Source organism: Corynebacterium phoceense (genome assembly GCF_900092335.1).
GTDB classification, from domain to species: Bacteria; Actinomycetota; Actinomycetes; order Mycobacteriales; family Mycobacteriaceae; genus Corynebacterium; species Corynebacterium phoceense.
The window spans coordinates 1,689,797-1,714,590 of the sequence record NZ_LT596208.1 but is presented as its reverse complement, the minus strand read 5'-3'; the positions used below and the strand labels follow the sequence as shown (position 1 = coordinate 1,714,590).

24 protein-coding genes and 3 tRNA genes are annotated in these 24,794 nt (G+C 62.9%); 17 read left to right on the top strand and 10 right to left on the bottom strand.

Translation table 11 applies throughout. The annotated features are described in order from the left end of the window. On the bottom strand, window positions 1-269 hold a 269-nt coding region (locus BN9444_RS12330; protein WP_478219563.1), incomplete at its 3' end, for a restriction endonuclease. 102 nt (window positions 270-371) lie between these two features. Here BN9444_RS12330 and BN9444_RS12325 point away from each other — a divergent pair. Further along, entirely contained in the window at window positions 372-1,520 is a 1,149-nt protein-coding gene (locus tag BN9444_RS12325; protein WP_068802020.1) for a YihY/virulence factor BrkB family protein, read from the top strand. A gap of 406 nt (window positions 1,521-1,926) precedes the next feature. On the opposite strand, the gene BN9444_RS12320 is transcribed toward BN9444_RS12325, so the two are convergent. After that, window positions 1,927-2,003: transfer RNA gene (locus BN9444_RS12320), tRNA-Arg, on the bottom strand. Between the two features lie 54 nt (window positions 2,004-2,057). Next, a complete protein-coding gene (locus tag BN9444_RS12315) occupies window positions 2,058-2,999 on the bottom strand; it encodes a LysR family transcriptional regulator (protein ID WP_230384278.1) in 942 nt (313 codons plus the stop codon). Window positions 3,000-3,047: 48 nt separating this feature from the next. Here BN9444_RS12315 and BN9444_RS12310 point away from each other — a divergent pair, with 48 nt between their 5' ends. The 6 genes from BN9444_RS12310 (at window position 3,048) to BN9444_RS12285 (ending at window position 10,099) form a co-directional block, all read left to right on the top strand. Further along, the gene (locus BN9444_RS12310) at window positions 3,048-5,105 is read left to right on the top strand and encodes a bifunctional copper resistance protein CopD/cytochrome c oxidase assembly protein (RefSeq protein WP_068802018.1); all 2,058 of its coding nucleotides are present in this window, start codon (window positions 3,048-3,050) and stop codon (window positions 5,103-5,105) included. 220 nt (window positions 5,106-5,325) lie between these two features. Further along, the gene (locus tag BN9444_RS12305; RefSeq protein WP_068802017.1) at window positions 5,326-5,883 is read left to right on the top strand and encodes a single-stranded DNA-binding protein; all 558 of its coding nucleotides are present in this window, start codon (window positions 5,326-5,328) and stop codon (window positions 5,881-5,883) included. 93 nt (window positions 5,884-5,976) lie between these two features. Beyond that, the gene (ettA, locus tag BN9444_RS12300) at window positions 5,977-7,647 is read left to right on the top strand and encodes an energy-dependent translational throttle protein EttA (RefSeq protein WP_066491926.1); all 1,671 of its coding nucleotides are present in this window, start codon (window positions 5,977-5,979) and stop codon (window positions 7,645-7,647) included. Window positions 7,648-7,655: 8 nt separating this feature from the next. After that, the gene (locus BN9444_RS12295; RefSeq protein WP_141629226.1) at window positions 7,656-8,069 is read left to right on the top strand and encodes an acyl-CoA thioesterase; all 414 of its coding nucleotides are present in this window, start codon (window positions 7,656-7,658) and stop codon (window positions 8,067-8,069) included. A gap of 39 nt (window positions 8,070-8,108) precedes the next feature. Then, window positions 8,109-8,735 (top strand): DUF8185 domain-containing protein, encoded by a 627-nt coding sequence (locus tag BN9444_RS12290; RefSeq protein ID WP_068802016.1) that lies wholly within the window; start codon window positions 8,109-8,111, stop codon window positions 8,733-8,735. Between the two features lie 161 nt (window positions 8,736-8,896). After that, window positions 8,897-10,099 (top strand): HNH endonuclease signature motif containing protein, encoded by a 1,203-nt coding sequence (locus BN9444_RS12285; RefSeq protein WP_141681551.1) that lies wholly within the window; start codon window positions 8,897-8,899, stop codon window positions 10,097-10,099. On the opposite strand, the gene chrA is transcribed toward BN9444_RS12285, so the two are convergent. The 3 genes from chrA to BN9444_RS12270 are packed head-to-tail and all read right to left on the bottom strand — an operon-like array spanning window position 10,096 to window position 12,597. Then, window positions 10,096-11,229 carry a chromate efflux transporter gene (gene chrA / locus BN9444_RS12280; protein ID WP_068802014.1) on the bottom strand — a complete coding sequence of 378 codons (1,134 nt, stop codon included), beginning with the start codon at window positions 11,227-11,229 and terminating at the stop codon, window positions 10,096-10,098. The genes BN9444_RS12285 and chrA overlap by 4 nt on opposite strands. 5 nt (window positions 11,230-11,234) lie before the next feature. Continuing rightward, window positions 11,235-11,636 (bottom strand): globin domain-containing protein, encoded by a 402-nt coding sequence (locus tag BN9444_RS12275; protein WP_066490446.1) that lies wholly within the window; start codon window positions 11,634-11,636, stop codon window positions 11,235-11,237. Continuing rightward, on the bottom strand, window positions 11,620-12,597 hold the full coding sequence (locus BN9444_RS12270) for a mechanosensitive ion channel family protein (RefSeq protein ID WP_066490451.1): 978 nt from the start codon (window positions 12,595-12,597) through the stop codon (window positions 11,620-11,622). The genes BN9444_RS12275 and BN9444_RS12270 overlap by 17 nt, the downstream gene beginning before the upstream one ends. 82 nt (window positions 12,598-12,679) lie before the next feature. Here BN9444_RS12270 and BN9444_RS12265 point away from each other — a divergent pair, with 82 nt between their 5' ends. After that, on the top strand, window positions 12,680-13,855 hold the full coding sequence (locus BN9444_RS12265; protein ID WP_068802013.1) for a cystathionine gamma-synthase: 1,176 nt from the start codon (window positions 12,680-12,682) through the stop codon (window positions 13,853-13,855). Window positions 13,856-14,022: 167 nt separating this feature from the next. Further along, on the top strand, window positions 14,023-14,754 hold the full coding sequence (locus BN9444_RS12260) for a GntR family transcriptional regulator (RefSeq protein ID WP_068802012.1): 732 nt from the start codon (window positions 14,023-14,025) through the stop codon (window positions 14,752-14,754). A 78-nt stretch (window positions 14,755-14,832) separates the two neighbouring features. On the opposite strand, the gene pepN is transcribed toward BN9444_RS12260, so the two are convergent. Continuing rightward, complete coding sequence (pepN, locus tag BN9444_RS12255) at window positions 14,833-17,322, bottom strand: aminopeptidase N (protein WP_066511313.1); 2,490 nt, start codon at window positions 17,320-17,322, stop codon at window positions 14,833-14,835. Between the two features lie 89 nt (window positions 17,323-17,411). Here pepN and BN9444_RS12250 point away from each other — a divergent pair, with 89 nt between their 5' ends. Beyond that, window positions 17,412-18,032 carry a mycothiol-dependent nitroreductase Rv2466c family protein gene (locus BN9444_RS12250; protein WP_181734595.1) on the top strand — a complete coding sequence of 207 codons (621 nt, stop codon included), beginning with the start codon at window positions 17,412-17,414 and terminating at the stop codon, window positions 18,030-18,032. On the opposite strand, the gene BN9444_RS12245 is transcribed toward BN9444_RS12250, so the two are convergent. Next, complete coding sequence (locus BN9444_RS12245; protein WP_066490468.1) at window positions 18,029-18,430, bottom strand: hypothetical protein; 402 nt, start codon at window positions 18,428-18,430, stop codon at window positions 18,029-18,031. The two genes, BN9444_RS12250 and BN9444_RS12245, sit on opposite strands and share 4 nt — an antisense overlap. 69 nt (window positions 18,431-18,499) lie before the next feature. On the opposite strand from BN9444_RS12245, the gene BN9444_RS12240 reads away from it, so the two are divergent. Then, on the top strand, window positions 18,500-18,973 hold the full coding sequence (locus tag BN9444_RS12240; RefSeq protein WP_066490477.1) for a ribose-5-phosphate isomerase: 474 nt from the start codon (window positions 18,500-18,502) through the stop codon (window positions 18,971-18,973). Window positions 18,974-19,192: 219 nt separating this feature from the next. On the opposite strand, the gene BN9444_RS12235 is transcribed toward BN9444_RS12240, so the two are convergent. Then, the gene (locus BN9444_RS12235; RefSeq protein WP_066490527.1) at window positions 19,193-19,981 is read right to left on the bottom strand and encodes a hypothetical protein; all 789 of its coding nucleotides are present in this window, start codon (window positions 19,979-19,981) and stop codon (window positions 19,193-19,195) included. 151 nt (window positions 19,982-20,132) lie between these two features. On the opposite strand from BN9444_RS12235, the gene BN9444_RS12230 reads away from it, so the two are divergent. Both BN9444_RS12230 and BN9444_RS12225 read left to right on the top strand, forming a co-directional pair. Then, window positions 20,133-20,207: transfer RNA gene (locus BN9444_RS12230), tRNA-Gly, on the top strand. Between the two features lie 47 nt (window positions 20,208-20,254). Beyond that, entirely contained in the window at window positions 20,255-21,082 is an 828-nt protein-coding gene (locus BN9444_RS12225) for an aldo/keto reductase (protein ID WP_066490478.1), read from the top strand. Here BN9444_RS12225 and BN9444_RS12220 read toward each other — a convergent pair. After that, complete coding sequence (locus tag BN9444_RS12220) at window positions 21,075-21,725, bottom strand: HAD hydrolase-like protein (RefSeq protein ID WP_066511315.1); 651 nt, start codon at window positions 21,723-21,725, stop codon at window positions 21,075-21,077. The two genes, BN9444_RS12225 and BN9444_RS12220, sit on opposite strands and share 8 nt — an antisense overlap. Window positions 21,726-21,805: 80 nt before the next feature. On the opposite strand from BN9444_RS12220, the gene BN9444_RS12215 reads away from it, so the two are divergent. The 4 genes from BN9444_RS12215 to BN9444_RS12200 all read left to right on the top strand — a co-directional run bounded on the left by BN9444_RS12215 (window position 21,806) and on the right by BN9444_RS12200 (window position 24,791). After that, window positions 21,806-21,879 (top strand) — tRNA-Pro (locus BN9444_RS12215). A 93-nt stretch (window positions 21,880-21,972) separates the two neighbouring features. Next, complete coding sequence (tig, locus tag BN9444_RS12210) at window positions 21,973-23,331, top strand: trigger factor (RefSeq protein ID WP_066490482.1); 1,359 nt, start codon at window positions 21,973-21,975, stop codon at window positions 23,329-23,331. 217 nt (window positions 23,332-23,548) lie between these two features. Beyond that, on the top strand, window positions 23,549-24,133 hold the full coding sequence (locus BN9444_RS12205) for an ATP-dependent Clp protease proteolytic subunit (RefSeq protein WP_276526031.1): 585 nt from the start codon (window positions 23,549-23,551) through the stop codon (window positions 24,131-24,133). Window positions 24,134-24,167: 34 nt separating this feature from the next. Continuing rightward, on the top strand, window positions 24,168-24,791 hold the full coding sequence (locus BN9444_RS12200) for an ATP-dependent Clp protease proteolytic subunit (RefSeq protein WP_066490487.1): 624 nt from the start codon (window positions 24,168-24,170) through the stop codon (window positions 24,789-24,791). Window positions 24,792-24,794 lie beyond the last annotated feature (3 nt).

Genomic DNA, 24,794 nt, shown 5'->3' with positions numbered 1-24,794 from the left:
TTCTGGAGGTAAGCGGTCGGCTCATAGAACTTGCACTGGATGGCGACCCAACGGCCGTCCTCGCGGCGGCGGGCTACAAGGTCAATGCCGGTATCGGATTGTCCGTCGTAGTATTTCCAGTCGATGAAGCGTCCGACGTCTTCGTACTCTTCGCTCAACGTCGGGTCATTACGGAAGTAATTGACCATGAGCTTCTCAAAGGCGATGCCGTACTTGCCTTGCGGCTGGTTCTTGCGCAACTGGTCGAGGACGTCGGAGAAGGTAGACATAGTCTCTATTATGGCGGGTACTGACGTGCTATGAGTCGAGAGACTCGAATTAGCTTCCTAGATGTGTCGGCCCGCGCTGAGTACGCCCGGTAAGCTGCAGGTATGACACAAAACGCCACGCCGGGCGACGGTGAGAAGAAGGGGGCACGGCCAAGCCCTGCCGTCGCTGCGCCCAATAGTGGGGAGCTCGTGCGCACGGAGGTGCCCCGGGCGTATGGCTCGGCGGGGGAGAGTGCGTGGCACTTGTCGCGCCGTGCGTGGGGGTTAGTTGCGCGCCGGGTGCGCCATGAGCTCTTCATGAACGCGATGATGGACCGCGCGGCGACGCTCACGTTCTTTACGGTGCTCACGGCGCTGCCCATGGTGTTGGGCGTGTACTCCATTGCGACGCTGGTGCTCGCGCGCAATGAGGAACAGGTGCAGAAGCTCACGGCCGATTTCATCGGGACGTACCTGCCGCCGGAATGGGAGAATGCCGCACAGCGGGTCGTGGATGCGGTGGTGGGCTCGACGCAACAGTCGACGCTCATGCTGGTGTTATCGGTGGTCCTCGCACTGTTTTCGTCCTCGGCGTATGTGCGGGCGTTCGCGCGCAGTGCCAATGCGATGTATGGGCGAGTGGAAGGCCGCGGGCTCGTGCGCACGTGGACAGTGATGTGGCTGCTCACCATCGCTGTGGTACTGGGCCTCGTGGTGATCTTTGTGGCGCTCATGCTGCAGCGTGACATCGTGGTGGGACTGTTGCGGCCTTTTGGCGGGGTCCCGGGTGTTTCTTCGGTGCGTTCTTTCCTCGTCGATTCCTTCCTGCCGGTGTGGCGATGGCTGCGCTGGCCGGTCGTGGCGGTGATGAGCGTGACGCTGTTGGCGTTGCTGTATCGCTTCGCGCCGAATGTGCGGACGCAGAAATTCCAGTGGCTCACGGTGGGCTCAACCATCGCGTTGCTGGGCGCTGTCGTGGCGTGGGGACTGGTGCGGGTCTATTTCACGGTGGTGGGTGCGCGCAGCGCGTACGGCGCGCTGGGAACCGTCATCATCGCGCTGTTTGCGTTGTGGATCATGAACACGCTGTTTATCCTCGGCGTGAAGATCGACGCGGAGATTACGCGCGCGATCGAGTTAGAGCGAGGGCTTGAGTCGGAGCGCGTTATTCAGGCGCCGCCGCGCGCGACGGATTCGGCGGTGGCGCAGTCCGCCGCTGTGAGAGAACTGGAGGGGCTAGGTAAGGAGATTCGCGGTCAGGCGCGCTCGTAGACGGTGCGGCGGTGGCGGATTAGGAGACCGCTTTCGAGGACTTGAGTCCCGTACGGCAGTGGGGCTGGGGTGGGAGCGAGTAACGTCGTAAAGGACGTGAGGGCGCGCGGGAATGCCAGAATAATGGGCCGCGAGGTGGGTGTTCCCACATGAAGAAGTAACGGCGCACGAGACGTTCGGCCGGGCTGCCCACGATTTTTGTAGTTCGACGAAGAGGGCGTCTTCCTGGGTGAGGCGTTCGGTGCCCAGGGCCATGAGGAGCTTCACCTTCGTCTCCTTGGTACCGAAGTAGTGGCGCACCAGGCCTGGGTCGACGCCGGCCGTTGCGGCAGTAGAGCTCGGCGGCATCGCAAAGCGCAAAGGCTCGGGAGGTACCGAGCCTTTATGGATATTAAACTATGAAAATTGGTGCCCCCAGCAGGAATCGAACCCGCGACACAAGGGGTAGAAACCCTCTGCTCTAATCCGCTGAGCTATGGGGGCGCAGCGCGGTCATATATTACACCAGCAGGAAATGAACTCTGTGATGGGTGGCGACTAGTGGTACCTACCCTCGGCGCCGACCTCGAGGATGATGTCCACGAGCTGGTTGGCGGCGGGGGAGAGGTCTTTGTCCTTGCGGTAGATGAGGATGGGCTGCATGCTCGGGAAATCGCCCTTGATCTTTTTGAAGAAGACGTGGTCGCCAGCGTGGCGCTGGGCGGAGTCCGGAAGCAGGGCCACGCCGATGCCGCCCGCGACGAGCGGCATGGCGGTCTGCAGGGTGGAGACTTCCTGGATGTGGGTGGGCTTGGACTCGGGGTTCTGGAACCAGGCGGTGCGCAGGAGGTCTGGCAGGCCGGGGAACTCGTCATGGTGCTTAGGGAGGATCCACGTCTCATGCGCGATATCGGCGAGCGAGACCTCGTCCGGGAGATCCTTAAGGCGCTCCGGTACGGCGAGCAGCATGGGGAACTCGGTGACGACGTGGACGACGAGCTGGTCCTGGTGCTGCTGCGCGAAGGCGCGCGGGTCTATGGACGGCATGAGGCCTAGGTCGATGGAGCCGTCGAGGACGCGCTCCAGCGTGATGATGGGCTCGGGGTCTTCGAGGAAGAGCTTGACGTCAGGGGCGACCTCAAACATGCGGGAGAGGATCTCGGGCATAAAGGCCCAGTTGAACTCCGGGGCGGCGTTGATGGAGATGGAGCCAGCGAGGCCGCCGGCGATCTCGCGGATGCGCTGGTCGGCCTCCGTCATGAGGGTTTCCATCTTGATGGCGATCGTGTAGAGGTAGTCGCCCGCCTCGGTCGTGGAGACGCCGGCGCGGCCGCGGGTGAGCAGCTGCACGTCGAGCTCTTTTTCCAGCTTGCGGATCGACAGAGACAGCGACGGCTGCGTCATGTCGAGCGCCGCAGCGGCGTGGGTAAACGACCTGTGGTCGACCACGGACCGGAAGTACGATAATTGTCGCGAGTCCATAGACAAATATAATGCCATGATTGGAAGTAATAGTCACTTTTCGTGGTATAACGCTCACGTCGTAGAATGCGACACATGTCTGAAGAGCAGTTGTCCTCCCAGGAGGGGGACGGTTTCGCAGTCGCGTCTGTCCCCGCCGCGCGGCGCCGCGCCCGTGGCTCCGCATGGATCTACGTCTGTATTGCCATCGTCGCAGGTATCGCAGCCGGCGGCATCGCGTCCTTCTTCCTCGCGGACTCGCTTAAGGCGCTCGGCATCCCGGATCCCGGTCGTGTGACGACGGTGGGTTTACCCTTCGTTCGTGCCGCCGCATGGATTGCCATGGCCACCTCCGTGGGCTCCTTCCTGGCGTCCTCCTTCTTCATCTCCCCGCGAGAACACGACGCTGAGACACTCAACACAGCGCCTCTCACCGTGGATGGACACGTCGCGAAACGGGTTGGCGCGCTTGCAGCTCTGGTCACCGCGGTCCTCGCAGTGCTGGAAGTCCCACTCGTGCTTTCCGATACCACCGGCTCGTCCTTCCTTGAGGTTCTCGACCCCCAGCTGTTTACCTACGCGTTCCCCAATATCTCGACCGCGCAGGTGTGGCTGCTTACTGCGGGCCTCGCGGCTGTGGTGGGCATCGGCGGGCTTATCGCTTCGCGCTGGGGCTCGCAGCCGGTCCTGCTGGTTCTTTCGGTCCTCATGGTCGTGCCGCTGGGCATGGAGGGTCACTCGGCCTCGGGCGGCGACCATGACTACGGGACGAACTCCTTCCTCTGGCACCTCATCTTCATGGTGCTGTGGGTAGGTGGGCTGCTCGCTCTGCTTGCGCATGGCCGTCGCCTGGGACCGGATCTCACGATGGCCGTGCGCCGGTACTCCAATCTGGCGCTCTTCTCCGTCATCGTCATGGTGTGCTCGGGCCTTATCAATGCCGCCATCCGCATCGAATGGTCGGACTGGTTTACCACCCGCTATGGCCTCATTATCGTGGCGAAGTCAGTGCTCACGCTCGTGCTCGCGCTCTTCGGCTTCGCGCACCGCCAGCTCACCATGCCGCAGCTGAAGTCGCGTCCGGAGCGCTTCCGCCGCGTCGCCTTTGTCGAACTGTTGGTCATGGCGCTCACGGTCGGCGTGGCTGGCACCATGGGCCGCACGCCGCCCCCGCCGCCGCGCGATCCCAACCTCAACTCCATGCAGATTCTGTTGGGCTACGAGCTTTCCGAAGCCCCCTCTGTCGCCGGTCTCTTCACTCACTTCCGCTTCGATATCTTGTGGGGAACCCTGGGCCTGTTGCTCGCTGGTTTCTATGCGTACGGGGTCTGGCGTGTACGTCGGCGCGGCCTGACGTGGACGTGGACTCGTACAGCGTGGTGGATGGCCGGCTCCCTGGGCATGACGCTGTTTATGAGCTCGGAGCTGGGCATGTACATTCCCGCGCTCTACTCCATGCACATGCTGGGCCACATGGTGCTGTCCATGGTCGTTCCACTCCTGCTCGCGCTGGGCGCGCCGCTCACCCTCATGATGGAGGCCTGGGAACCTGGATTTGGGCCGCACGAGTGGGCGCTGGCGGCGACGCGCTCGCGGATCGTCGGATTTATCACGCACCCGGCGGTCAACCTCGTGCAGTTCCTGTTCTTCTTCTACATTCTCTACCTGTCCTTTGACCTGTACGAGTACGCGGTCTCCGAGCACGCCGGGCACGTCATCATGAACGCGTGCTTCCTCGTCTCCGGCTACTTCTACTTCTGGGAGCTCGTGGGCCCCGACCCGATCCCGCACCGCCGGCCCACCGGTCTGCGCCTGCTTTTGCTGTTTATCTCCATGCCCATCCACCTCTACGCGGGCGTCTATCTCATGCAGCTGGGCCAGATCCTGGGCGAGAACTTCTACCTTTCCCTCGACCTGCCGTGGAACCCGGACTTCGCCTACGACCAGAAGGTGGGCGGCGGTATCGCCTGGGGCTTCGGCCAGTTCCCGCTCGTTATCGTCTTTGGCACGCTCTTCCTCGAGTGGCTGCGCGAGGACCGCTCCGCGGCGCGACGCCACGACCAGAAGGCGGACCTCGACGGCGACCAGGATTTGGAGGACTACAATGCGATGCTCGCGCGCCTCAACGACGAGGATTACCGGTAGCCAGAACCGGCACGAACGCACCGGTGAAACTGAGATACCGGTGAGAAAGCCCAATTTCTGTGGATAACTCGTCCCTTTTTGCCCACTCTATTGGGCAACCGCGGGGAGTTATCCACAGCTGCGGTTTTGGGGGTTGGCGCGGCGCATTCGGTGGTTCACGATGGTGCTGCGAGGGAAAATTCTTCCCCGTGTCGACTACCGAATAGAAGGAATAAACCTTATGTCTCAACTACCTGTCACCATCACCGGCCACCTCGTTGCAGATCCGCACATGACGCAGGTCTACAACGGCAACCTCAAGACCACCATGCGCGTGGCGTCCTCGCGCCGCCGCCGCAACCCGGATCCGGAGGGCCCCGAGTGGATCGATACGGACAACCTCTTCATCGACGTCGAGATGTGGGGTGCGCTCGCCCAGAACGTCCGCACGACGCTGCGCAAGGGCATGGCCGTCATCGTCCTCGGCTCGCTCAACACCATTGGATGGAAGGACGAGGAAGGACGGAACCGCGCCAAGATTGAGATGCGTGCCAACCAGGTCTCCCTCGAGCTGTCCCACTACGTCGCCACCGGCCTCAAGATCGGCGCCGATGCCACGGTCACCGGCATTCCTGTCCCTAACTTCGAGCACACGGGTCCGGACAAGATCCTGAGCCGGGACGACAATACCGGGAACACGGAGAACTCGGGGGACGCCGGCGCCGATACCTCGGTGGACACGGCGGCGGACGCCCAGGCGGCGGCATCGGAAAGCCGGGAGCCTGCCGCACCGTTCTAGCTCCCAGCCCCGGGGGATGATGTACTCTTTGTGTTGTTTGACGTGTGTGCCCGGGCTGCGGGCACACTCACCCAACCGACGTAAAGGGGAACAATGGGCGAGTTCATCTACACGATGAAGAATGTGCGCAAGGCCATCGGCGACAAGGTCATTCTGGACAATGTCACCATGGCCTTCTACCCGGGCGCCAAGATCGGCGTGGTCGGCCCGAACGGTGCCGGCAAGTCGTCGATCCTCAAGATCATGGCGGGCCTTGATCAGCCGTCCAACGGCGAGGCTTTCATCGATCCGGGCAAGACCGTGGGCATCCTGCTCCAGGAGCCGCCGCTCGACGAAGAGAAGACCGTCCGCGAGAACGTGGAAGAGGGCCTGGGCGATATCTTCCAGAAGAAGCAGCGCTTCGAGGAAATCGCGGAAGAGATGGCCACCAACTACACGGACGAGCTCATGGAAGAGATGGGCAAGCTCCAGGAGGAGCTCGACCACGCGGATGCGTGGGAGGTCGACTCCAAGATCGAGCAGGCCATGGACGCCCTGCGCTGCCCGCCGTCTGACGAGCCCGTCACCAACCTCTCCGGTGGTGAGCGCCGCCGCGTCGCCCTGGCGAAGCTGCTGCTTTCCGAGCCGGACCTGCTCCTCCTCGACGAGCCGACCAACCACCTCGACGCCGAGTCCGTGCAGTGGCTGGAGAAGCACCTCGAGTCCTACCCGGGTGCCGTCCTCGCCGTGACCCACGACCGCTACTTCCTCGACCACGTCGCCGGTTGGATCTGTGAGGTCGACCGCGGCAAGCTTTACCCGTACGAGGGCAACTATTCCACGTACCTGGAGAAGAAGGCGGAGCGTCTCGAGGTCGCCGGCCAGAAGGACAAGAAGCTGCAGAAGCGCCTGAAGCAAGAGCTCGCCTGGGTCCGCTCCGGCGCCAAGGCTCGCCAGGCCAAGAACAAGGCCCGTCTGGCTCGCTACGAGGAGATGGCTGCGGAGGCCGAGCAGTATAAGAAGCTCGACTTCGAGGAAATCCAGATCCCGACCCCGCCGCGCCTGGGCAATAAGGTGGTCGAGGTGAAGAACCTCACCAAGGGCTTCGATGGCCGCGTGCTCATCAAGGACCTCTCCTTCACGCTGCCGCGCAACGGCATCGTGGGCGTTATTGGCCCGAACGGTGTGGGTAAGTCCACGCTGTTTAAGACGATTGTGGGCCTCGAGCAGCCGGACTCCGGCTCCGTCGAGGTGGGCGATACCGTCAAGCTGTCCTACGTCGACCAGGGCCGTGAGAACATCGACCCGGAGTCCACGGTGTGGGAGGTCGTCTCCGACGGCCTCGACTACATCCATGTGGGCCAGAATGAAATGCCCTCGCGTGCCTACCTGTCCGCGTTCGGCTTTAAGGGCCCGGACCAGCAGAAGCCGTCTAAGGTGCTTTCCGGTGGTGAGCGCAACCGCCTCAACCTGGCGCTCACGCTCAAGGAGGGCGGCAACCTCATCCTCCTCGACGAGCCGACCAACGACCTTGACGTCGAGACCCTCGGTTCCCTTGAGAACGCCCTCGAGAAATTCCCGGGCTGCGCCGTGGTCATCTCGCACGACCGCTGGTTCCTCGACCGCACCTGCACCCACATCCTTGCCTGGGAAGGCAACGTGGCAGAAGGCCAGTGGTTCTGGTTCGAAGGCAACTTCGGCGATTACGAGAAGAACAAGATCGAGCGTCTTGGTGAGGATGCGGCACGTCCGTCGCGCGTGACCCACCGTAAGCTCACGCGATAGGAGATACGGTGACTGAAGAAAACAAGCACCACATCCATCGTGTGGCCGTGCGCTGGTCAGACTTTGACCGCTACGGCCACATGATGAACGCCAACTACGTGGAAATCGCGCAGGAGGCCCGCCTTATCTACGCCCAGGAACGCATTTTCCCGGACGTTCCGGAGTTCGCGGCCTTCGTGCGCCACCTTGAGCTGGATTACAAGAATCCCATCCAGCCGCAGGGCCTTTCCTCCGTCGAGGTTGAGTCGTGGGTGACCCGTATCGGCAATACCTCGTTCACCACGCGCCAGAACATCCGCGTGCCAGACGGCCCGGTGGCATGTGAGATTGACTGCGTCCAGGTTGCCGTTGATCTGCATACCGGATTGCCGCGCCCGCTCACCGAGCATGAGAAGGAAGTCATCGGAGCTCTTGCCGAGTAGACTCGACGCCACTACACCGTCGAGCACAGGAGGGCCTGCATGTCCACAGAAACGCTGCACATTGAAAGTGGCGCACAAGGACTGCAGGCCCTCTTGGCGCGTGCGGTGGGTCTCGATGCCCAGGCCATCGCACGCCTGCGTCAATACGCCCCAGAGGCCGTCGAGGTCTTCGTCACGACGCCCTTTGAGGTCGTCGCCGCACGCCGCGTTGCTGGCACCGTGGGCCGGGACGGTGCGTCCGTCTCCGCGAAAGACCTCCTTGATGCGGTCAAGGACGGCCGCGACGAGATTGGCCCTCCGCGCGATGCCTCGTGGCCAGGCGCCCTGCCGCCGGCGTTGGGCTTCCAGCTTCTCGATACCCTCCCGGTCCACGTTGTCCGCGACCTCGCCGACAAAGGTCAAGCCTTGGCCCGGCAGTTCTCAGGCCCTGCCGGTCCGCCGAGCTCGCTCATGAAGCAGACCGTGCTCACCGTCGAAGCTGACGGGACGAGCGTCGACATTCCCATGCGTCTCATTTTCGCGTGCACGAACCTAGGGCTTATCCCGGGCTTTAGCGCGCCGATGAACATCCCGCGCCACTTGCGTGTGGCCGCCCTCGGTCGCTGGGTGCGTGTCGATGCCCCCTTTGGCAGCGTCTACCACTCCTCGCGCCTCTCGCTGTTCTAACGCGAGCCCACCCCTTGGGTGGGCTTTTTTGTTTGCCTATTTGAGTATTCGAAACTATTGACGAACGCATCTGGGGGTAGGTAAGCTTGTGAACGTAAGAATTAGAACACTCTATCTAAACCATTACTTCACACTCTCACTCACCGACAGGGGTAGCCCACATGACCACTCCTCCCGATAACACCACCAACCCACCACCACCAACCGAACCCACCGGCCCCTACTTCGCCCCCTTGAATCCCGCTGGCCCCTTGGGAGAATACGTCGCCATCCGCAACGAATTCTTCTGGAAGGCCATCCACCGCGTCCTTCCCACCCCCGGCGACGATGTCGACATCGCCTTTTCCACCCTTGCCCGCAATCTCGATGTCTCACGCGACCGCGCTGAGAAGCTCTACCACGGGGTGGCCCGCATGGCCTCACTGCCCAAGCTCGCCGCCCATCATGAGCGCGGCTGGTATCTCGATGACAACCGTCTCGTGGTGATTGGCCAGATGCTCATCGGCGTCGACGACCATCTGTTTCATCTCATCGATGACGCACTCGTGCGGTTGTTTACCCCAACCCGGAAGAATCAAGTGTTGCCGGATACTGCACGTGTGCGCAAGGTCATCCGCGAAATCTTGTACCAGTACTACGACCTCACGCGCGATACCCCGGAGGACTGTGAGGACGACGGCACGCGCTACCGCATGGACCACCGCGGCCAGAACTCATTCCTTAACGTGCGGATGGATGGGGTCGATGCCGAGGCCATCCATGAGCACATCCGCAAGTACGCCAACGCCAATAATTGCTCGTTTACCAAGGCCATGGTCGACCTCATCCTGAACGGCTCGAAGACAACCGTGGTGGTCAACGTGTTCAAGCCGGAAGGTGAATCCATGGCGTATCTTCCCGAACACGGTGTGGTCACGTTGGATAACACGGACTTGGAGATTATTGAGCGCCAGCTCGGGCCTGACAGGGTGGAAGGCTATGTGCCTAGTGCGGCACAGCGGGCGTTTATTGAGGCGCGTGATGGGACGTGTCGCCGCGCGCACTGTACGGTGCCGGCGAAGTACGCGCAGCTCGACCACCGCGTGGAGTACGGGGATGGTGGTGAAACGTCGACGGATAATTTGATTGCTGTATGCCAGCATCATCACAACGCCAAGACGGACCGCCGGTGTGATTATCTCTTCGACCCCGTCACCGGGTTTGTGTACTGGTTGTTTGAAGACGGCACGTGGGAGTCGACCGAGCCGCAGGGGATTATGGCCCAGCGGTGGCGCCAGACCATTGCCCAGCGCACCGAACAGCTCGCCACCGAGCGCAACCTCATCCCGCTGCCCGAACCCCAGGAGACCAGTTTCGCAGACTAAAGAAGAACCCAGCCGGCAAGAGCCGCGCCGACCGCGACGGACCACGCCGGGGCCTTGAACCAGAGTGCTGCGAAGGCGGCCACAGCGATGAGAGCGGTGGCCCAGCCTGTCACGCCGTGGGTGATGATGGGATCCCAGAGCGCGTGGGTGAGCAGCCCGACGACGGCGGCATTGACGCCAGCGAAGGCGCCGCGCATGCGCGGAAGCGTGCGCCAGCGCGACCAGAAGTAGAGTCCCGCGACCATGAGGAGGGCGCCAGGAAGGAAGATCATCACGGTGCCGACGATTGCACCGAGGATTCCGCGATCGACGGCGCCGACGTAGGTCGCAAATGTGAAGAGCGGCCCGGGTAAACCTTGGGCGATGGAGTAGCCGGCGAAGAACTCAGCGGGGTTCATCCATCCGGTGGCGACGAAGCGATCCTCGAGCAGCGGCAGGATGACGTGTCCGCCGCCGAAGACGAGGGCGCCGGCTTGGTAGAAGGCGTTCAGCCGTGTCGCCCACCAGTTCCCGGTGAGCGCGCCGGCGGCCAGCCCACCGAGCAGTGCGAAGAAGGCAAAGAGCGCGCTCCAACCGGCGCGGGCGGTGACGGGGCGCAGCTCGGGTGCGCCAGTAAGTTGTGGCCGGCGGAGGAACGCGGCTCCGAGACCCGCTGCGAGGAGGAGCGGGACTATCTGGGGAAGCCAGAACAGCGCAACGAAAGTGGCAATCGCAAGCGCCCACGTGAGTGGGGTATAGAGCAGCTTGCGGGCCATGCCATAGACGGCGTGGGCGACGACGCCGGCTGCGGCGGCGAGCAGACCGGTGAGGAAGTGGGCATCGGCAAGCTGGGCGTCGCGGAAGGCGAGGCCACAGACGGCCATGATGAGGGCCGAGGGCAGCGTGAACCAGAACCAGGCGGCAATAAACCCGGCCCAGCCGCCGCGATGGTAGCCGAGCGCCATGCCGACCTTGGAGCTGCCGGGGCCGGGCAGGAACTGCGAGAGCGCGACGAGGTCCGCATAGGAAGACTCGGTGAGCCAGCCGCGCCGGCTGATGAACTCGGTCCGGAAATAGCCGAGGTGTGCCGCGGGGCCGCCGAAAGACGTCCAGCCCAGCGGGAAGAAGGAGCGCCGGATGTCTGCGGACATGTGGGTTAGTCCGGCTGGTTGACGAGCATGCCAGCGACGCGTTCGAAGTGGTCGGTGAGCATGTGACGGTAGGCCGGGGGAATGGTCTCCTCGTCGATCTGGGCGAGCGAGTTATTCATGAGCTCGAGCCAGCGCAGGGCGGCGGCGCGGTCCACGTGGAAGTGGGCGTGCCGCATGCGCAGAGCTGGGCGGCCGCGGTTTTCGCTGAACTCCTGGGGCCCGCCCCAGTACTGCGCGAGGAACCACTTGAGACGGTTGTGTGCGCCCTCCATATCGTCTTCGGGATACATGGGCGCGAGGATGTCGTCGTCGGGCACCTGCGCGTAGAAGCCCGCGACGAGCTTGTCGAAGGTGGCGTCGCCGCCGATGGCGTCGTAGACGGACTCGGCGCTATTCGGCGTCGTCATAATTGGGGATTCCTTTGCCGTGGGGGTAGGGGGTATTGATGTCGTTCTTCTGCATATCTTCCCAGATCTCGCCCTGGATGAAGCGCTGAACCTGCCATTGGGCGCCGGGGAGGGTCTTGGTCACGATGCGCACGGTGGCATAGTCAGGCTCGACGCTCGAGACGCCGAGCATGTTTGGGGCCTCGAGGATGAGCCCGGAGACGGCTTCCTCGTCCGCCGCGCGTGCTGCCGATGCCGCGATGACAGCTTGGGCATCATCGATGTCGTTGGACAGGCTGATGGGTACCTCGATGCGGGCAATGGCGTAGCCATCAGAGTGGTTGGCGACGTGGAGAATCTCGCCGTTGCGGACGTACCACAGCGCGCCGTCCATGTCGCGGACGGTGGTGATGCGCAACGTGATGTCCTCGACGTCGCCGAAGACGCCGTTGCCGAGATCGATGGTGTCGCCGATGCCGTACTGGTCCTCGAGGAGCATGAAGATGCCGGAGAGGAAGTCCTTGATAAGCGACTGGGCGCCGAAGCCGATGGCGACGCCCACGACGCCGGCCGAGGCGATGAGTGGGGCGACGTTGACGCCGATTTCGGCGAGGATGGTCATGGCGGCCCAGACCCAGATGACGATGGCGACGGCGGAGCGGGCGACGCCAGCGAGCGTCTTAATGCGGGAGATACGGCGTTTCTCGTGCGTCTCGTCGAGGGAGCGCAGTTGGGCCTGTTGCTTGGACTTGGGCTTGCGTACGTTGCGTAGCAGCGGCGGGCGCGAACCGTTCGAGCTCTGCGCTTTGCGTGCGAGCTTGTCGATGAGCCGGCGCGAGAGCCAATGCAGAACGAGCGCAATGAGAATGATGAGCAGGATCTTCAGAGGCTTTTCCACGAGCCAGGCACGGGTATCGGGATTGGACCACCACGAGTTAACCGCGGTGACGGTGTCGGTTGCAGTGTTTTTAGCGAGAATCATCGTCCGCCTAGTGTACGCCAGGGTGAATATAAAAGGCGGAAAGGTACGCGAAAAATGGACAGCTTGGTCTAGGCTTGCGTCCATGACTGAGCCGAGCAACCACGAGCGCCGCGCACAACTCGCGCGCGGCTTCCATTCCCGTGCCATCCACGCCGGATACCAGCCGGATAGCCATATGGGTTCTATCAACGTGCCCATCTACGCGTCCACGACGTTCGAACAAGACGGCTTGGCGCAACTGCGTGGCGGCTTCGAGTATGGACGCGTGGCTAACCCGACCGTGCGTGCTCTGGAGAAGACGCTCGCCGCGCTCGAGGACGCGCAGTACGCGCGCGTGTTCTCCTCTGGCATGGCGGCCGTGGATACGCTTCTGCGCATCATCCTGCGCCCGGGCGCGCACGTCATCCTCGGCAACGACGCTTATGGCGGCATGTACCGCCTGCTCCACAATGACTACGGCGATTGGGGCGTCGAGCTCAGCATCGTCGACACTACCGACGTGCAGGCGGTGCGCGCGGCCATCAAGGACAACACGAAGCTCATCTGGCTGGAAACGCCTACGAACCCGGCGACGAACATTACGGATATCGCGGCCGTCGCGGCGGTGAAGGGCAACGCTGCTGTTGTTGTGGATAACACCTTTGCGACCCCGTACCTCCAGAACCCGTTGGCGCTCGGTGCGGACCACGTGCTCCACTCCACCACGAAGTATCTGGGTGGGCACTCGGACGTCCTCGGCGGCGCGGTCGTGACCAATGATCCGGAGATGGACGAGCGCCTGCTTTACTTCCAGGGCAATACGGGCGCGGTGGCCTCGCCGTTTGATGCGTACCTCACTGCACGGGGTATCAAGACGCTTGCGGTGCGCATGGACCGCCACTGTCAGAACGCTCAGGCGGTGGCCGAGTTCCTTGCGGCGCGCGCGGAGGTGAAGCAGGTGCTCTATCCGGGGCTGGCGTCGCACCCGGGCCACGAGCTGGCGGCGAAGCAGATGCGCGGATTCGGCGGCATGATGTCGGTGCGCTTCCACAAGCCCGAGCATGCGACGCAGTTCTGTCTCAACACGCGGATCATTGCTCTCGCAGAATCGCTGGGCGGTGTCGAGTCGCTCGTGGAGCATCCGCAGCGCATGACGCATGTGTCGGCGGAGGGCTCCGAACTCGTGCCGCCGGCGGACCTTGTGCGTCTGTCGATCGGCATCGAGGATAGTGAGGACTTGCTCGAGGATCTGCGCCAGGCGCTCGACGCTTTAGACTAGATTAAATGTCTCTTAATCTCGCTCGGATGGCTGGCATGACACCTGGCCGGTCTATATCTCACCGAGTGGATTGCGTAGAGATTTCTAAGCCTTTAAATCTTGAACTTAAGGCAGTTTTAAGCGGGCCTTAGTTAGGGGGATCATTTTTTATTGGCTATTCTTAATGCGTGACTGCTATCCAACGACGCAAGCCCGCATACTTGCTCATCTCTGACGCATTGCGCGAGAAGATTGAGACAGGCCAGCTGCGCCCCGGAGACCGCTTACCCACTGAGCGAGAGCTGGTTCAGGAGTTCGGCGTGGCCCGCATGACAGTTCGTCATGCCTTGGACATCCTTCAAATTGAGGGACTCATTGATCGTCGCCGCGGTCGCACAGGTGGAACCTTCGTACGGTCCATTCCGCCGGTCGCCGAGCTCACGACGCTCGACGACATCTACCCGCAGCTCAGCAGCCGCGGAACCGCGCTGCAGACGCGCGTTCTCGATTTCCAACGCACCACTGCTCCGCGCCATATCGCGGCGCAGCTGGAGATCGACGACAACGACGAAGTGTGGGCGCTGTGGCGCCTGCGCTCCACGGAGCTGTCTCCCGTGAGCCTTGCCATGCACTACCTGCCGGTGGAGTTCTTCCCGGACCTCGCAAGCAGCGATCTGGAAGGCATGATAAACAGTCTGGGCGTGCTCAAGCGCGAGCTCGTCACCCCGGCGTTGCCCACCGAGGACGAGCAGTCGCACCTGCTCATCGGCCGGACACAGCCGGTGCTGCGCCTTTCCCGTACGGTGTGGGGCAGCGAAGGGCGCGTCGTCGAGCATTCAGAAGAGACCTTGCGTTCCGATGCCGTCACGGTCGCCGTCGTCGTCGGCGACAGGCCCGCCGCAACGCTCGAGTCTGTCTAGAACGGCAGCAGTCCCGCCGACGAGCGCCGCAGCGGCCGGCGAGAGGGGAGTCGATGATCCCACGCGGCCCCCAGTACATCAGGACGCGTCAAACCTGCGGTTGCGCAGTGCGCGGGCGACGCGGTCGCGGTCCTCGGTGACGCTGCGACGCAGGCCACCGGGCAGTTCGCGCGCGAGGAACTCATCGGCACGCTTGAGGCCTTCCTCTGTGACGTCCCAGCGAGGGAACAAGCCGGAGACGGTGGTCTGTGCGACCTCGGAGGACTGTGCGCCCCAGATCTTCTCCGCGACGTCGTAGAACTCCGCGGTGGGCAGGAGCGCCTCCGAGCCCGGTGACGTGAGACCCGCCAGCTTGGACTCGAGCTCGCGGTTGCCCAGGTCGCCGGCGACGATCTCGTCGTAGACCGCGCGCTTATTCTCTGGCGTGTTGACGGCAGCGCGGGCACGGATGGCGCCCTGGACGCCGAGTGCCGAGTTATCGCGCTTAAGCTCCGAAGTCACCGCGTCCTCCATGTCCTCGCCAGCCGCCGCCAACGCTGCGAGTGCCTTCCACCGCAAGCCCTGGTCCTCGGAGTCTGCGAGGAGGCCCTGCAGGTAGGAACGGGCGGCATCGGAAAGCTCGAGCGAGGTGAGCGCCTGAGCGAAGATGAGGGAGCGCTGCGCGTCCGGGTTCTGTGCGCCGCCAAGCAGGGCAGATGCAAGGGTCTCATCGCTCGCTGCCCAGGCGGGATCGGCGTATTGCCGCTGGGCGGATACCGCCTGGATAAGGATGCGTTCGAGGACGGCGAGCTCCGTCTCTGCGGACGCACCGCGGGCGACGAGCGCCACGAAGTCGCGGGCGCGCATGGTGCCGCCGCGGGTCATCTCCCACGCCGCGGACCAGCACAGCGTGCGGGCCATGGGATCGACGAACTTGTCGATGTTCTCGATAGCGAACGCGAGCGAGTCCTCATCAAACTCGATAAGTGCGTACGTGAGGTCGTCATCGTTGACGAGGACGAAGTCTGCCTTCTCGGCGCCAATGAGGGCGTCCACCGACGTGGAGGCACCATCGATATCGAGTTCTTCGCGGCGGACACGGGTGACAGCCCCGTCGACCACGTTGTAGAGGCCGACCGCGAGGCGGTGCGTGCGCAGCGTGTCGCCGGACTGTTCAACAGAGAATGAAGCATACTTGCCGTCCTCCACGGTAAAGGCAGGCTTCACCGTGTTGACGCCCGTGGTCTTGAGCCACTGCTGCGCCCAGAAGGACAGGTCGCGACCAGAGGCCTCCTCGAGGTGCTGCAGCAAATCGGAGAAGGTCGCGTTGCTGAACGCATGCGCGGCGAAGTGACGGCGTACGCCTGCCAGGAAATTCTCGCGGCCGACGTAGGACTGCAGCTGCTTCAACGTCGAGGCGCCCTTGGCGTAGGTGATGCCGTCAAAGTTCTGCTCGACGGTTTCGATATCAGACGCATCCGTGGAGATGGGGTGCGTGGTGGGCAGCTGATCCTGCTGGTAGGCCCAGGACTTCTCCACGTTGGCGAAGGTGACCCAGGCGGTGTCGTACTGGGTTTCCTCCGCCTGGGAGATGGCCGCGGACCAGGTGGCAAACGACTCGTTGAGCCACAGGTCGTCCCACCACTCCATGGTCACGAGGTCGCCGAACCACATGTGGGCGAGCTCGTGGAGGATGGTGTCCGCGCGGCGCTCGTACTTGTAGTGCGTCGCCGGCGAGGTGAAGACGTACTCGTCGCGAATGGTCACGCAGCCGGCGTTCTCCATCGCACCCGCATTGAATTCCGGCACGAAGATCTGGTCGTACTTGCCAAACGGGTAGGCGTAACCGAAGTTGCGGTGGTAGAAGTCGAAGCCCTGCTTGGTCTCCGTGAACAGGCGCTCGGCGTCGAGGGAGTCCTTGAGGGACTGGCGGCAGTAGATGCCCAGCGGCACCGTGAGTTCCTGCGCGGGCTGGCCCTCCGGGTGCTCCGTAAGCGTGCCCTCCCACACATCCGAGACGCGGTAGTAGGGACCCGCGCACACGGCAACGAGGTACGTGGAGAGCGGGTAGTCGATCTCGCAGCGCCAGCGAGTTCCATCAAATTCAACGGGGCCATTGGTGATGATCGTCCAGTCGCTCGGGGCCGTAAAGGACAGCGAGTACGTCGCCTTGAGGTTCGGCTGGTCGAAGCAGGCGAAGACGCGCTTGGCATCGGCCGTTTCGAACTGGGTGTAGAGGTACGGCTGGTTATCGGCCGGGTCCACGAAGCGGTGCAGGCCCTCGCCGGTGCGCGAGTAGGTGATGAGTGCATCGACCTCGAGGACGTGCGCGCCCTTCTTCAGCTCCAGCGGAATGCCGTAGGTGGGGTCGTACTCGAAGTCGATGGCCTCGCCATCCAAGGTTGCGGTGGCAGAATCCCCACGCAGATCGATGAACGTGGAGCCGTCCTCCTTCGCCGTAAACGATACGGTGGTGCGGGAGCGGAACTGCTTCTCGCCGGTGATATCAAGGTCTACGTCGTAGTGCTCAACTGTGACGAGGGCTGCGCGGGCCTGCGCCTCCGAGCGGGTGAGATTAACCGAGGTCATTGGGGTTCCTCCGAAATTTTGTGTGAAAAGTAACGCTACCCACATTAGTCTGGGGGAACGATAACGCACACCATTTTTTAGGAGAAATAATGCAGACCGTTACCTTCTGGTTCGATTGCACCTGCCCGTTCGCGTGGGCCACGTCCCGCTGGATGAAGGAAGTGGAGAAGGTCCGCGATATTAGCGTCGAGTTCAAGCCCATGTCGCTCTCCGTCCTCAACGACGGCCGCGACCTGGACCCGGACTACATGGAGATGATGAAGGCGAATTGGGGCCCGGCCCGCGTCGCCGCGAAGATCATGCTCGAAGCCCCGGAGAAGATCGACGCCTACTACACCGCCATGGGCACCCGCATCCACGGCGCCGGCGAGGGCGGCAAGAAGGGCTACGGCGCCTACGACGACATCATCACAGCCGCGCTTGCCGATGCCGCCCTTCCCGCAGAGTTTGCTTCCGTCGCCAATACGGAGGAGGTCGACGAGGACCTTCGCACGTTCCACCATGAAGGTATTTCCGAGGTCGGCGACGACGTCGGCACCCCGGTGGTCAAGCTGGGCGATACGGCCTTCTTCGGCCCCGTCATTACCCGCATTCCGACCGGCGAGGAGGCCGGCGAGATTTTCGATGCCGCCGTGCGTCTCGCGCAGTACCCGTACTTCTTCGAGATCAAGCGCACCCGCACCGAAATGCCGCAGGTGCGCGACAACTAGCGCTTACGCGCTCGACATGCTGCGGTGGCGAGGATGACCACCACGATGACCGTGCAGGGTAGCGAGGGCAGGCCCGCGATGTTGATAATCGGCAGGGTCTGCTGCGCCTGGTATTCCTCCCACGCGGCCAGCACCCAGCTCGCCCAGGACGCGGTGCCGATGAGTCCCACGATGAAGGCGACCAAGAGCTGGGCGTGGGTGCGTGCGCCCTTGTCAAAGCGCTTGCTGAACAGTGCGTAGCCTACGGCGACCACGAGGCCTAGGTTGGCGAGCGTGGCGAGGACCCAGCCGATGAGAAATCCCCGATAGTTGGGCAGGCTCGTGACGATGAGCGTCCCGATCCCCGCAGCGAAGCACACGGCGAAGAGGATGAGCGTGGTCGTGAGGTAGCGCGTCATGACACTTACGTTTACCGCAATGTTTGAGTTTGCGCAGCGGAACTGAGCGGGTGCGGTACCATCGTGGTCATGCGCGTATATCTAGGAGCAGACCACGCAGGGTTCGAGACGAAGAATGTCATTGCTGAACACCTGAAGAACCAAGGCCACGAAGTTATTGACTGTGGCGCCCACGCTTATGATGCCGAGGATGACTACCCGGCATACTGCATCGACGCCGCCCAGCGCACCGTCAACGATCCGGGTTCGCTCGGCATCGTGCTCGGTGGCTCCGGCAACGGCGAGCAGATCGCTGCGAACAAGGTGAAGGGTGCTCGTTGTGCCCTCGCGTGGTCCCCGGAGACCGCCCGCCTTGCACGCGAGCACAACAACGCTCAGCTCATTGGCATCGGTGGCCGCATGCACTCCGAGGAAGAGGCACTCGCCATCGTCGACGCTTTCCTCGATCAGGAATGGTCCCGCGCCGAGCGCCACCAGCGCCGCATTGACATCCTCGCCGAGTACGAGCGCACCGGCATCGCCCCGGAGCTTCCGGAGGCCTAATCGCCCCGAATATGACTCAAGCGCCAGCTTTCGCTGGCGCTTTCGTCGTTTTCCGTGCGTGGCAGTGGGTTTTATCATTTCGACGTCCCCAAACGGCACGAGGCTTAGCTTTGGGTTTGTTGCGTTTCGAGGGGTCTGAGTCGGCCTGAAGCGCCATAAACCCAAAGCTAAGGGGGCCTCCAAGAACCCTGGCGCTTGTGTTGACTTGGGGGACGGGGCTTAGAAGTCGAAGTCCATGTCGAACAGGCCGCCGCCGTCTCCGTCGCCGCCACCAAAGAGACCGTCGAAGAAGCCGCCGCCATCTTCGCCGCCGCCCATGTCTCCGCCGCCCATGTCTCCCATGTCGCCGCCGCCGTCCCAGGCGCCGGACTCTGCGGCTGCGGCCGAGTAGCCAATACCGGACATGCCCGCGAACATAGCGTTAAACATCATGGAGTAACCCATCATCCACACACCGGTGCTCAGAGCATCGGCCCACCATGGACGCGAGTACCAGCCAGCGGGGACCGGACGGCCAGCGACGGTGCCGCCGGGGTAGTAGTTCGGGGTATTCGCCGAGGCGTACGGCGAGGCGGTAATCGTCTGGCCGTCCTGGAGCTCGACCGTGCGCTCCTCCGTGACGCGGCCAGCCTGACGCTGACCCTCGAGCGGCGGGAGCTGCGGGCCGGAAGGCATTCCCATGATCTCGCGGGCGGCATTGACGTAGTGCAGGCCCTCGAGCGCGGATTCGCGCGCGAGGTTCGCCTGCTTGGTCGTCGTGGCGCTGGCGAGTGCGGAGTTCGCCGCGGTGAAACGCTCCGAAGCATCAGCCATCGCCTGCTGAGATGCGGTGTCCGTGCCGGAGAGGTTCATCACTTGGCCGCCGAGGCGCTCGGTCCAGCGGCGCGCGTCTGCGATTGCGTCTTCAAAGCTCTGCTGCTCGATGGCCGCGGTGTTCTTCTTCGAACGGCTCGAGACAAACCACACTGCGCCTCCGACGGCCGCGAGGATAATAATGAGGCCCGTCATGTTGTAGACCACTCACTCCCATGTACTTAAAAGTATGTTCTTCCTGCCCACTATAACGATTAGCTGGGTTCCTGAGTTCCCGTTTTCTCAATTCCACGTGCCATGCGTTAAAGTGTTGAGCAGCACGTTACGCGCACGCGTTTGACGGCATGGGAATGTCGTATAGTGGCTAATACCTCAGCCTTCCAAGCTGAAGACGCGGGTTCGATTCCCGTCATTCCCTCCAACTTTCAACCCCGGTTTCGGCCGGGGTTTTGGCGTATTCTAGGCCGCATGACTGTACCGAATATCAAGTTAAACGACGGAAATACTATCCCTCAGCTGGGCTTTGGTGTGTTTAAGGTCGACCCAGAGCAGACCGCGGAACTCGTGGCCGAGGCGCTGCGCGTGGGCTACCGCCACATCGATACCGCAGCCATCTACGGTAACGAGGAGGGCGTGGGCCAGGCCATCGCCGAGTCCGGCATCCCGCGCGAGGAGCTGTTCATAACCACGAAGCTGTGGAATGACCGCCAGACCGACGCCGCCGCGGCGCTGGACGAGTCACTGCGGAAGCTGGGCCTCGACTACGTCGACCTCTACCTCATCCATTGGCCGACCCCGGAGAAGGACACCTTCGTCGAAGCGTGGAAGCAGCTCATCGAGCTGAAGAAGGCCGGCAAGGTCAAGTCCATCGGCGTCGCGAACTTCGAGCTCGGCCACATTGAGGAACTCGAGCTCAATACCGAGGAGACGCCAGCCGTCAATCAGGTCGAGCTGCATCCGTACCTTCAGCGTTGGCGCGAGCTCGACGGCATTCGTGCACACGGCATCAAGATCGAGTCGTGGGGTCCGCTGGGTCAGGGCAAGACCGACATTATGGAGCAGCCCGAGGTCACCGGTCCGGCCGAGGCCCATGGTGTCACCCCAGCACAGGTGCTTATTCGCTGGCAGCTGCAGAATGGCGTCATCGTCTTCCCGAAGTCCGCGCACAAGGAGCGCATCGCAGAGAACTTCGACGTCTTCGGCTTCGAACTCACCGAGGACGAGATGGCGGGTATCACGAGCCTGGATCGCGGCGAGGACGGCCGCGGCGGCCCGCACCCGAACGACTTTAACTAGTCCATCCGGCGACGATAGCCTCGAGCGCTGGGAAGTCCGGCGCAAAGAAATCCGCGTCGTCGAACTCGGGCTGGCTGCCGTGGCCCCAGCCCACGAGCGCCGTCGCGATGCCGAGTGGGCGGGCGCCCTCCGTGTCGTGGGAGCGGTCGCCGATCATGAGGATCTTGGACTCGTGGCCGCGTAAGTCCATGGAATCAAGGACCCACTCGATGACCTCGCGCTTGCGCTTGCGCGTGCCGCCCTCGTCGTCGGCGCCGCCTATGAAGTCGAAGTGCTCGAGGACACCCAACTGGTCCAGGATGCGTGTGGTGACGGTGTCGCCCTTGCTTGTCGCCGTGCACAGCGTGTGGCCCGCCGCCTTCCACCGAGGTAGGGCGTCCGCCCAGCCCTCGTGGAGCGTGGTCCACTTCCACCCCGACGTGTCATACACCTGGTGGAATGCGGCGTAGATACGCTCGACGGCATCGGAAGCATAGCCCCAGGCCGCGAGGGTATCGCGCAGTGGGGGCCCGGGGAGCCGGTGGAGCTGGGCATCGGAAGGCTGGGGCAGGCCGAGCTCATCCATGGTCGCGCGGATGCACGCGGCGATGCCGGGATAGGAGTTGACGAGCGTGCCGTCGACATCGATAAATAAAATCGCCATGTTTGCCAGACTAGCTGCCGGTTTCCGCAAACGGCGCTACACCCAGTAGACTTGCGCGATGAACCCGTTTCGGCGGGTCGCGGGACGTGGCGCAGTTTGGTAGCGCACCTGCTTTGGGAGCAGGGGGTCGCAGGTTCAAATCCTGTCGTCCCGACGTAAAAGAAGGGGTCCAAGACGAAGAGTCTTGGACCCCTTTAGTACACTTGTGAGCCGTACATTCTACTAACTACCCGCAGGAGAGTTTTCCGTGAAGACCACCGTCGACAAGCTGAGCGATACTCGCGTCAAGCTGACCGTTAACGTTCCGTTCTCGGAGCTGGACAAGGAGATCGCGCAGGCTTACGCTGCCATCGCGCAGCAGGTCTCGATCCCGGGCTTCCGTAAGGGCAAGGCGCCGCGCCAGCTTATCGATGCGCGCATCGGCCGCGGCCCCATCCTCGAGCAGGTCGTCAACGACATGCTGCCTACCCGCTACGAGCAGGCCGTCGTTGAAAACGACCTCAAGGTCATCGGCCAGCCGGAGATCGACATCACCAAGATCGAGGACAACGACGTTGTCGAGTTCACCGCTGAGGTCGACGTCCGCCCGGAGATCGAGGTTCCGGACTTCTCCAAGATCGCCGTCACCGTTCCGGCCATCGTTGCTGACGATGCCGCCGTGGACGAGGCTCTGGAGAACCTCGCCGAGCGCTTCGGTGAGCTCAAGGACACCAAGCGCAAGATGAAGACCGGCGACTACGCCATCATCGACATCACCGCCGAGATCGACGGCAAGAAGATTGAGGACGCGTCCACCGAGGGCCTGTCCTACCGCATCGGCGACGACGACCTCATCAAGGGCCTCGACACCGCACTGCGCGGCATGAAGACCGACGAGGACAACGAGTTCACCGCTGAGATCAACTCCGGCGAGCACAAGGGCGAAGAGGCCACCATCAAGGTCCACGTCGTTCAGTCCAAGGAGCGCAAGCTGCCGAACCTCGACGACGAGTTCGCTCAGATGGCGTCTGAGTTCGACACCATCGAGGAGCTGCGCGAGGCCACCAAGGGCCAGGTCGAGGAGTCCAAGAAGTCCGAGCAGGCTGCTGCCATCCGCGACGAGGTCCTCAAGGCTGCCATGGAGCAGGTGTCCTTCGAGCTGCCGCAGTCCATCGTGGACGAGCAGGTTCACGCTCAGCTGCACCAAGTCCTGGGCCAGCTCGCACACGACGAGAAGGCTCTCGCCCAGCTGCTCGAGGCACAGGGCACCACCCGCGAGGAGTTCGACAAGGAGTCCCGCGAGCAGGCTGAAGAGTCCGTGCGCACCCAGCTGTTCCTGGACGCCGTCGCTGACAAGGAAGAGCCGGAGGTCTCCCAGCAGGAGCTCACCGATCACATCCTGTTCACCGCACAGTCCTACGGCATGGACCCGAACCAGTTCATCCAGCAGATCCAGTCCAACGGCCAGATCGGCAACCTGTTTGCCGACGTCCGCCGTGGCAAGGCACTCGCGGCCTCCATCTGCCGCGTTGATGCTAAGGACGAGGACGGCACCAAGGTCGACGTCGAGCAGTACTTCGGCGAGATCGAAGAAGACGAGGAGACCGCAGCGAACGCTGAGGATTAATCTTTCACGCTGAAAGCCCGGGCTGCAGCCCGGGCTTTTTGCATGCCTACGCGGCTGGCGTAACGCTCATAGCGAACAAGGCCCTTTCGAGGGGTTCTTGGCGACCAAAGCGCGGTAGGGTGGTGCCATTGGCTTTTCGCGTCGTGGTTTTCGCTGCGGCGGCAAAGCGGAAAAGAACACGTACGAAGGAGACTGATTAGAAGTGTCTGACATCACTATGACGGCACCGGGCGCAGGCATGAACCTGGGCGATAGCGTCTACGAGCGCCTGCTGCGCGAGCGCATTATCTTCCTGGGCACCCAGGTGGACGACGAGATTGCGAATAAGCTGTGCGCACAGATCCTGCTTCTGTCGGCTGAGGATCCCACTCGCGACATTTCGCTCTACATTAACTCCCCGGGCGGTTCCGTCACGGCCGGCATGGCCATCTACGACACGATGAAGTACTCGCCGTGCGATATCGCCACCTACGGCATGGGCCTGGCTGCCTCCATGGGCCAGTTCCTGCTCTCCGGCGGCACGAAGGGCAAGCGCTACGCTCTGCCACACGCACGCATTATGATGCACCAGCCGTCTGCTGGCGTGGGTGGCACCGCTGCCGATATCGCCATCCAGGCCGAGCAGTTCGCCGCCACCAAGTGCGAGATGGCCGAGCTCATCGCTGAACACACCGGCCAGACCTTCGAGCAGATCACCAAGGACTCCGACCGCGACCGCTGGTTCACCGCGCAGGAAGCCAAGGACTACGGCATCGTCGACCACGTCATCGAGTCCGCTCAGGGCCCGCTGTCCAATCTCTAAACCGGCACGCATTCTTTTAGAAGGAGAATCTTTTATGTCTAATTTCCAGATGCCGAACTCCCGCTACGTGCTGCCGTCCTTTATCGAGCAGTCCGCCCAGGGCACCAAGGAGACCAACCCGTACTCCAAGCTCTTCGAGGAGCGCATTATCTTCCTGGGCACCCAGGTCGATGACACCTCCGCCAACGACATCATGGCGCAGCTGCTCGTCCTCGAGTCCCAGGACCCGGACCGCGACATCACGATGTACATCAACTCCCCAGGTGGCTCGTTCACCTCGCTGATGGCCATCTACGACACCATGCAGTACGTTCGCCCCGACGTGCAGACCGTCTGCCTGGGCCAGGCCGCGTCCGCTGCCGCAGTGCTGCTGGCCGCCGGTGCCCCGGGCAAGCGCGCAGCCCTGCCGAACTCCCGCATCCTCATCCACCAGCCGCGCACGCAAGGCACCCAGGGCCAGGTCTCTGACCTCGCCATCGAGGCTGCCGAGATCGAGCGTATGCGTCGCCTCATGGAGGACACGCTGGCCCGCCACACCGGCCGTACCTCCGAGCAGGTCCGCCAGGACACCGACCGCGACAAGATCCTCACCGCGCAGGAAGCCGTCGAGTACGGTCTCATTGATACGGTGTTTGATTACCGTAAGCTCAACGCTTAAGCG